The following is an 8,415-nucleotide window of genomic DNA, read 5'->3' on the forward strand; positions in this document are numbered from 1 at the left end:
ATTGTACCAGCTGGGGGGAAGGCGCGCAGGTCGAGGGAGGCGATGTCGCGGAAGTGTCCCTCGACCCGATGCGGAGTGGCCTCAGTAGAGGGCCTGCTCCTCCCGCACCACTTCCTTGAGCAGTTCCAGGAACAGCCGGTCGGCCTCGGAGTGCTCCTTGGGATCTTCCGGGATGTGCACGCTGGTGGTGTCGGAAATCTCGTTGGCGATCTGGGCCATGACCTGGGTCTGGTCGCCCTCGCCGAGGCGCTCGCGGGCGATCGTCAGGGACTGTTCCAGAATCTTGGGATCCTGCAGCAGCTTCTTGATAAAACTGCGTAGCTCATTGATGACGCGAGTCTTTTGAATTTCCGATGAGGACATGCCGTTCTCCTTGTGCGGGCCGATACTCGTTCATGGCGACGATACCATGTTTGCCGCGAGCCGTGAGAGCGCTACCGCGAGACACTGAGGTAGGAAAAGGCACACACATAAGATCAGCAATCGCTTACTCGCATATTGAGTGCCCCGGCTGTCAAGTGCGATCAGTTCTGTTACTGTCTGTAACTGCCTTTTCTGATAACTAATATGTGCTGGTACTTTCCGCTCATGTAATCTCATGAGGGACGTGATCCTGTCGCACCTGTGCCACCGGCGGCCCCGGGGCGAGAAGACGGCAAACCGATCGTTCGTACCACCGCCCATTCCGATCAAGGGAGTTGATATGAAGTGCCCTCGCTATTCCGTGTCGTCCCGCCATGGTCGCGGTCGTCTGGTACGTGATCTCGTGGTTGGCGCCGGCCTGTCGCTGATGCCCCTCGCCGCTGCGGTGGCCCAGTCGTTGCCGCAGGGCTTGATGTCGCCCGGGTCTTCGAGCCTTCAGGATGTTGCCCAGCGGGCCATCTCCACCAATCCCGAAGTACAGGCGGCATGGCAGGCGTTTCAGGCCGCGGGCCATGATCGGCGTGCGGCCTGGGGCGGCTATCTGCCGAGTCTCGATGTCAGCGCAGGAGTGGGGCGTGAGGATCGTGAGTTCGATGGACGTGGGAGTTACGACACCGACTATGCCGAGTTGACGCTGACCCAGATGCTTTACGACGGCTTTGCCACCAGCAGCGAGGTGGAACGACTCGATCGCGCCCAGCTGGTGCGCTATTACGAACTGCTCGACGCCAGTGAGCAGACCTCGCTCGAAGCGGCGCGGGCCTACCTCGATGTGCAGCGCTATCGGGAGCTGGTGCGCCTGGCGCAGGAGAGCTATCGCAAGCACCTGGAAGTGTTCAACCAGATCGAGCAACGAACGCTTTCGGGGGCCGGACGCGGCGTTGATCTCGAGCAGATCAGCGGGCGCCTGGCCTTGGCCGAGTCCAACCTGATGACCGAGGCCGCGAACCTGCACGATGTGACGGCACGTTTCCAGCGTATTGTCGGCGAGCTGCCCTCGGCCTCCCTGGCACCGGTGCCGGCCTTTGGCGACCGGCTGCCTGGCGATGTGTCTCAGGCGCTGACGATGGCCTTCCAGGGAAACCCGGAGTTCCATGCCGCCGTCGAGAACATTGCCGCATCTCGCGCCGAGCGGCGAGCCGCTCAGTCGGCCTTCCATCCCCAGCTCGACCTGGTCGCTCGCACCGGTACCTACAAGGACAGTGACAGCGGTTCCTCGCTGAACTCGGAGGGGCGCCAGGATCGCAGTAGCATCGAGCTGGTGGCGAGCATGAACCTGTACCGCGGTGGCAGCGACCTGGCCAGTTTCCGTGCCGCCAGCGAGCGGGTCGAACAGTCTGTCAATCTTCGCGAGAAGGCCTGTGTCGATGTGCGCCAGACGACGCAGATTGCCTACAACGACACCCAGCGCCTTCGCGAGCAGCTCGCGTACCTCAACCAGCACCGGCTCTCCACCGATCGCGTGCGGGGCGCCTATCAGCAGCAGTTCGATATCGGTCAACGCAGCCTGCTGGATGTCCTGGATACCGAGAATGAGTACTTCGAGGCCAGCCGGGCCTATGTCAATGCGCAGTACGACGTGTCGCTGGCAGATGCGCGTACCCTGGCCGCCACGGGGCAGTTGATGCACGTGCTGGACGTGCGTCGCGATGATATGCCTACCCTGGCCGAGCTGGGCAGCGACGGCGTGAGCCTGGATCCCGAGACGCTCTGCCCGGCACCCGGGCCGAGCGGTTACACTCTGTCCGATTTCACCGGTGGCATCACGGCGCCCGCGACGCGCTCTTCCGACGCCTCCGTTCAGTGAGCCGGTATGTGCCTCGACGTCCTGTTATGTCGGGGAAAGGCGTCTGAGCCGGTTCTGTCTCCAGTTCGCAAGGACAGCAGGGGTATGTGTTGACTCAACGTGAAGCACTCGATGAAGGCCAAGGCGCCCGGTCCGCCGTCCGCGATGAGCTGCTCGAATGCCTTCAGAGCATTGCTCTGGTGCACGGGCATGACGTCAGTGCCGATTCACTGACGGCCGGCCTGCCGCTGGAACAGGGACGCCTGACGCCAGGCGTGTTTCCCCGCGCGGCCTCGAGAGCCGGCCTGTCGGCGCGAATGGCCAAGTCGCGCCTGGTCCAGCTCAATCCGGCGCTGTTTCCCGTGGTGTTGTTGCTCGAGCCGGGACGGGCCTGCGTGCTGCTGGCGCTGGACTTGAAGGCTCGGCGTGCCCGGGTGATCTTTCCCGAACTCGGCGAGGCGGAAACCGAGGTCGATCTGGACGGGCTCCAGTCGAGCTACAGCGGGCAGGCGATCTACGTGCGTCCGCGGTTTCGCTTCGATGCACGTGGGCCGGAGGTCACTCGACAGCGCGGCCGACACTGGTTCTGGGGCGTCATCCGGGAAAATCGTCGCTTGTATCGCGATGTGATCGCCGGTTCAGTGGTCATCAACCTCTTTGCCCTGGGCATGCCGCTGTTCGTGCTCAACGTCTATGATCGCGTGGTGCCCAATCACGCCACCGAGACGCTGTGGGTGTTGGCGGTGGGTGTCTTCATCGTGCTGTGCTTCGATCTGGCGCTGCGTCTGATGCGCGGTGCCTTCGTCGACCTGGCGGCGAGCCGGGCCGATGTCAAGCTCTCGTCGAGGCTGATGTCCCAGGTGTTGGGGCTGCGCCTGTCGTCGCGTCCGACGTCCACCGGCTCCTTCGCTTCCACGCTGCAGTCCTTCGAGTCGGTGCGGTCCTTCATCGGCTCGGCTACGGTCGTCGGCGTGGTCGACCTGCCCTTCGTGCTGCTGTTTGCCACCATCATTGCGCTGATCGGCCCGCCACTGGTGATACCGGTGCTGGTCGGCATCGCCTTCGTGCTGCTCTATGCCCTGGCGGCGCAGGGCAAGTTGCACGAGCTTTCCGAGACGACCTGGCGCGCAAGCGCCCAGCGCAATGCGACGCTGATCGAGTCGATCTCTCAGCTCGAGACCCTCAAGTCCCTGAGGGGGGAGAGTCGCGTCCAGGGGATCTGGGAGCGGGCCTCGGCCTTCCTGTCGCGCACCAGCGCCCAGCTGCGCATGGTCAGCTCGTCGGTGAGCAACGTGGCGCTCTGGGCACAGCACAGCGTGTCCGTGGCGGTCGTGATCACGGGCGTCTACCTGATCATCGAAGGGGAGTTGACCCAGGGCGGCCTGATCGCCGCGTACCTGCTGTCGTCACGAGCCATGGCGCCGGTGAGTCAGGCCGCCGCCTTGCTGGCCCAGTATCATCAGGCAGCCACGGCCATGCAGTCGCTGGATGGCCTGATGGAGCTGCCGGTGGAACGTGGCGAGGCGAAATCCTTCATCGATCGCCCCGTGGTGCGTGGCGAGCTGCGTTTCGACCATGTGACCTTCCGCTATCCGGACGAGCAGCGCGAGGCGCTGAGGGACGTCTCGCTGACCCTGGACGCCGGCGAGAAAGTGGCGGTGTTGGGTCGCGTGGGGTGTGGCAAGACTACCCTGCACAAGCTCTTGCTGGGCTTGTACGACCCCTCCGCCGGGGCGGTGAGCCTGGACGGGGTGGATGTTCACCAGTTCGACCCTGTCCAGCTGCGACGCCACTTCGGCTATGTGCCCCAGGACGTCATGCTGTTCCACGGTTCGCTGCGTGACAATATTCTGGCCGGTTCCGGCAGCGACGCTGTCGACGATGAGTCGCTGCTGCGCGCCATTCGCCTCAGCGGGCTCGATGCCCTGGTCGACGGGCATCCCGACGGCATCGATCTCCAGGTCGGCGAGCGGGGGCAGCGTCTCTCCGGTGGGCAGCGGCAGCAGGTGGCCATCGCTCGTGCGCTCGTGCACGAGCCGCGGATTCTGCTGCTCGACGAGCCCACCAGCGCCATGGACCACTCCTCCGAGGAGGCGCTCAAGGCCCGCCTCAAGGAGGTTGGCCAGGGCAAGACGATTCTTATCGTGACCCACCGTACGTCACTCCTGTCGCTGGTCGATCGCATCGTGGTCATCGACGCGGGCACGGTGATGGCCGATGGGCCCAGGGACCAAGTCATCGAGGCCTTGCGCAAGGGCCAGATCGGGAGGGCCGAGTCATGACCCAGCACTCCCGCACCACGGAACAGCGAGGCTTCGAGGCGATCGGGCGCTTCTCCGAGACGGGAGGGAAGGCGTTTCGTCCCTTCATCGACCGTCTTTTCGCGCGACGCGTCACCTCGGCGCACATGGATCGCGATTGGGCCAGCGATGCCGACTGGGCGCGGCTTCAGCAGGACCCGCTGCGTGCTCGGTTGCTGCTTTATACCGTCGCGCTCGCGGTGGCGGCCCTGATCGTCTGGTCGGCCTTCGCCCCTCTGGACGAGGTGACGCGCGGGGAAGGGCGGGTCATTCCCTCCAGCCAGCTGCAGAAGATTCAGTCCTTCGATGGTGGGGTGGTCCAGGACATCCTGGTGGCCGAGGGCGAGCGCGTGGAGAAGGGCCAGTTATTGATGCGGGTCGACCCGACACGCTTCCTGGCCAATTTCCGCGAGAACCGTGCCAAGGCTGAGGCGCTTGAAGCCCGTGCCGAGCGTCTGCGCGCCCTGGTGTCGGAATCGGCGTTCGCCCCTTCGCCGTCGCTGGTCGAGAAGGCTCCGGATATCGTGGCTCAGGAACGCGAGCTCTATCGCAGCAATCTCGAGGCCCTGGAGGAGCAGAAGAAGATCCTTCAGGAGCAATTGACCCAGCGCCGTGCCGAGCTCGACGAGGCCCAGTCTCGGCGGGATACCGCCGATCGAGAGCTGGGCATGGCCGCCCGGGAATTGAATCTCACTCGGCCGCTGCTGGATTCGGGGGCGGTCTCCGAGGTCGAGGTGCTTCGCCTGCAGCGGGACGTGACCCAGGCTCGTGGCCAGCGCGATCAAGCGGCCGCACAGGTGGAGCGCTTACAGTCCGCCATCGAGGAGGCCGAGTCGAAACTTCGCGAGGTTGCTATAGACGCCCGTAACGAGTGGCGCAACGAGCTATCGAGTACGTTGGCCGATCTTGGAGCGCTCGATGAGTCGAGTGCCGGGCTTGAGGACCGGGTGCGGCTGGCGGAAATTCGCTCTCCGGTGGATGGCATTGTGCAGCGCCTGGGCATCAACACCATCGGCGGCGTGGCCCAGCCTGGGCAAGAGGTGGTCGAAGTCGTGCCGACCGATGACACCCTGCTGGTGGAGGCGCGTATCGCGCCACAGGATATCGCTTTCCTGCGACCCGGGCAGCCCGCCACCATCAAGCTCACGGCCTACGACTTTGCCATCTATGGCGGGCTCGAGGCCGAGCTGGTGCATATCAGCCCGGATACCATCACCGATGACGATGGCAACACGTTTTACCTGGTCAAGGTCAGGAGCGTTGAGGAAGACAATGGCCGCGCGGCTCTGGACGTGATTCCGGGCATGACGGCTCAGGTGGACATCCTGACCGGGAAGCGTACGGTAATGCAGTACCTGCTCAAGCCAGTCCTCAGGACATGGCAAGAGGCTCTGGGAGAACGATGATGGAGCAGCGTTTCGTATGTCGGGAGCCGGCGCCGATGCCGCGTTGGCGAGAGGCCTTTCCCGATGCTCAATGCCTGGATGAGTCTGGCGCCATTGCGGCTGCCTCGGCGGAAATGCAGGCGTGGGTCGTCACCCACGTCGAGGCGTGGCCTGAGCTGGTGACGGCCTTGTCGGGCCGTGGTGCCATTGTCAGCGTGCTCAGCTCGGCGCCGGATTCCCGCGAGGCAAGGCGTGCATTGGAGGCAGGCGCACGGGGGTATGCTCATGTGCTGTCGACGCCTGAACTGTTGCGCCAGGTGGCACTGGTCACCGCCAACCAGGGGATCTGGGTAGGCCCCGATTTCATGGCTCAGGTGGTGGGCGGTGCCTTTCGGGCGCTCGGCGGTGAAACCCGGCTTTCGAGCGGGACGCTGAGCACCTTGACCGATCGGGAGCGTGCAGTGGCCCTGGCCGTGGCGGAGGGTAACAGCAACAAGGCCGTCGCGCGTCTGCTCGGTATTACCGAGCGCACCGTCAAGGCGCACCTTGGTGCCAGTTTTCGCAAGCTGGGCATTCGAGATCGGATGCAGCTGATCCTCAAGCTGTCTCAGCAGTAGACGCATTCGACGTCGTGCCAGCTTCCGCGGGTCGTCCGGCCTATGTGAGCTCGCGTCTAACGCTCGGCGAGTTGCAGCAGCACCCCGGCTCCTGCCGGGTCGTCGCCTGGAAAGCCGGGCGCAGCCGATCCCGTCGTGTCGTTGCCTGGCGTCTCGCCACGCTGCTCCTTTTGATATGAATTCGCCATTTCATCTCGGCTTCTCGTCCTAGCATCCCCTTGTCCATCGGTACAATGTCGATGAGGGATGTACCGTTTTAGTATTAAGTCTCTCGTTAGACCGTCTGCGTTGAACGTGCGGGTCTACGCATTCGTGCACAAGGAGTCATGCCATGGCCATCGCCACCGTCGTTTCCGTTACAGGTCAAGCTTGGGCAAGAGACAGCCAGGGCAACCTGCGTGAGCTCCATGAGGGTGACACACTGAGGGAAGGCGAGACGCTCGTGACTGGCGACAGCGCCACCGTGGAACTCGACTTTGGCGATGCCTTGGGCCCCACCACCATCGGCGGTGGCGAGGCCGTGGCGATGACGCCCGAGCTGGATGCCGATCTGCCGGTTCCCGGCGAGGAGTCCAGCGCTCTGGATGGTGACCTCGAAGCCCTGTTGACCGCTATCGACCAGGGTAGCGGGGACCTGCTGGAAGATCTGGAAGATCCTGCCGCCGGTAATGGTGGCGCCCAAGGTGGTGGCGGCCATGACTTCGTTCGTCTGGCCCGTATCAGCGAGCAGGTCGATCCGCTGGCCTTCGACTTTCCCGGGTTGCAGGCATCGAATGTGGAAACACGCGAAGGTGGCGTAACTGGCGATGCCGCGTCCACAAATGCCGGGGTAGCGGCCGCCGACGATGCCTTCTTCACCGGCGAGAGTGCTCCGCTGAGCAACGCCAATGTCCTGCTCAATGATACCGATCCGGATGGCGATGCCCTGAGCGTGGGGGACCCCGGTCCTCGCGATGTCGTCTTTACCATGCCGGACGGCACGTCGGTGACCGCGACTATCGCGGTGAGTAGTGATGGCTCCGTGAGCTTCGACCCAGGCGATGTGTTCCAGTCCCTCGACGAAGGGGAGACAGCGACCGGCACCCTGTCCTATGAAGTCACCGACGGTAACGGTAGCAACGACACTGCCCAGGTGACGGTGACCATCAACGGCGTCACCGACGCGCCGCCGACCGTGGACATCGAGGACAACGCCCCGGACGTCGACGGCGCCGAGCACAGCGTGGTCGAGGCCAGCGGCCACACCGTCACCGGCAGCGCCACCGTGGCCGCCGAGGCCGGCATCGCCGGGGTGACCGTCAACGACACCGATATCACCGCGGCGACGGCCGAGAACCCGATCACCATCCCCGGCGCCGAAGGCACGCTGACGATCACCGGCTATGACGCTAGCACCGGCACCCTCAGCTACGCCTACACCGAGGACGGCGAGGCCGAGGACCACCGCGACGGCGAGATCCTCGACCGCTTCGCGCTCCAGGTCACCGACGTGGCCGGCGAGTCGACCCGCGACAGCCTGGACATCCGCATCGAGGACACCGCGCCCGAGGCCGACGACGATGCGGCCAGCGTCGAGGAGGACGCCAACACACCGGCCACCGGCAACGTGCTGACCAACGACAGCCAGGGCGCCGACGCGCCGAGCGCTGTCAGCTTCGACGCCGACGACGTGGCCGCCGCCCAGTACGGCACCTTCGTCGACAACGGCGACGGCACCTGGTCCTACCAGGTCGATCCCTCGAACAGCGCCGTGCAGGCCCTGGACGACGGCGAGACGCTGAGCGAGACCTTCGGCTATACGCTGACCGACGCCGACGGCGACACCAGCACCGCCACCCTGACGGTGACCATCAACGGCGCCACCGACGCGCCGCCGACCGTGGACATCGAGGACAACGCCCCGG

6 protein-coding genes are annotated in these 8,415 nt (G+C 64.7%); 5 read left to right on the top strand and 1 reads right to left on the bottom strand.

Going from position 1 to position 8,415, the window contains the following annotated elements; all coding sequences use genetic code 11:
- Nucleotides 1–81: 81 nt before the first annotated feature.
- Nucleotides 82–363 (bottom strand): hypothetical protein, encoded by a 282-nt coding sequence (locus C9J49_RS06910; protein WP_016855562.1) that lies wholly within the window; start codon nt 361–363, stop codon nt 82–84.
- A gap of 235 nt (nt 364–598) precedes the next feature.
- On the opposite strand from C9J49_RS06910, the gene C9J49_RS06915 reads away from it, so the two are divergent.
- The 5 genes from C9J49_RS06915 to C9J49_RS06935 form a co-directional block, all read left to right on the top strand.
- A complete protein-coding gene (locus tag C9J49_RS06915; RefSeq protein WP_309250817.1) occupies nt 599–2,230 on the top strand; it encodes a TolC family outer membrane protein in 1,632 nt (543 codons plus the stop codon).
- Between the two features lie 89 nt (nt 2,231–2,319).
- Nucleotides 2,320–4,491, top strand: a complete 2,172-nt coding sequence (locus C9J49_RS06920) for a type I secretion system permease/ATPase (RefSeq protein ID WP_258393802.1) — start codon at nt 2,320–2,322, stop codon at nt 4,489–4,491.
- Nucleotides 4,488–5,915, top strand: coding sequence for an HlyD family type I secretion periplasmic adaptor subunit (locus C9J49_RS06925; RefSeq protein ID WP_107181457.1), 1,428 nt, complete (start codon nt 4,488–4,490; stop codon nt 5,913–5,915). The genes C9J49_RS06920 and C9J49_RS06925 overlap by 4 nt, the downstream gene beginning before the upstream one ends.
- Nucleotides 5,912–6,511 (top strand): response regulator transcription factor, encoded by a 600-nt coding sequence (locus C9J49_RS06930; RefSeq protein WP_258393803.1) that lies wholly within the window; start codon nt 5,912–5,914, stop codon nt 6,509–6,511. The genes C9J49_RS06925 and C9J49_RS06930 overlap by 4 nt, the downstream gene beginning before the upstream one ends.
- Nucleotides 6,512–6,842: 331 nt before the next feature.
- On the top strand, nt 6,843–8,415 hold a 1,573-nt coding region (locus C9J49_RS06935; protein ID WP_146612967.1), incomplete at its 3' end, for a retention module-containing protein.

The sequence above is a fragment of the Halomonas sp. SL1 genome, assembly GCF_003030865.2.
GTDB lineage: Bacteria > Pseudomonadota > Gammaproteobacteria > Pseudomonadales > Halomonadaceae > Halomonas > Halomonas halophila.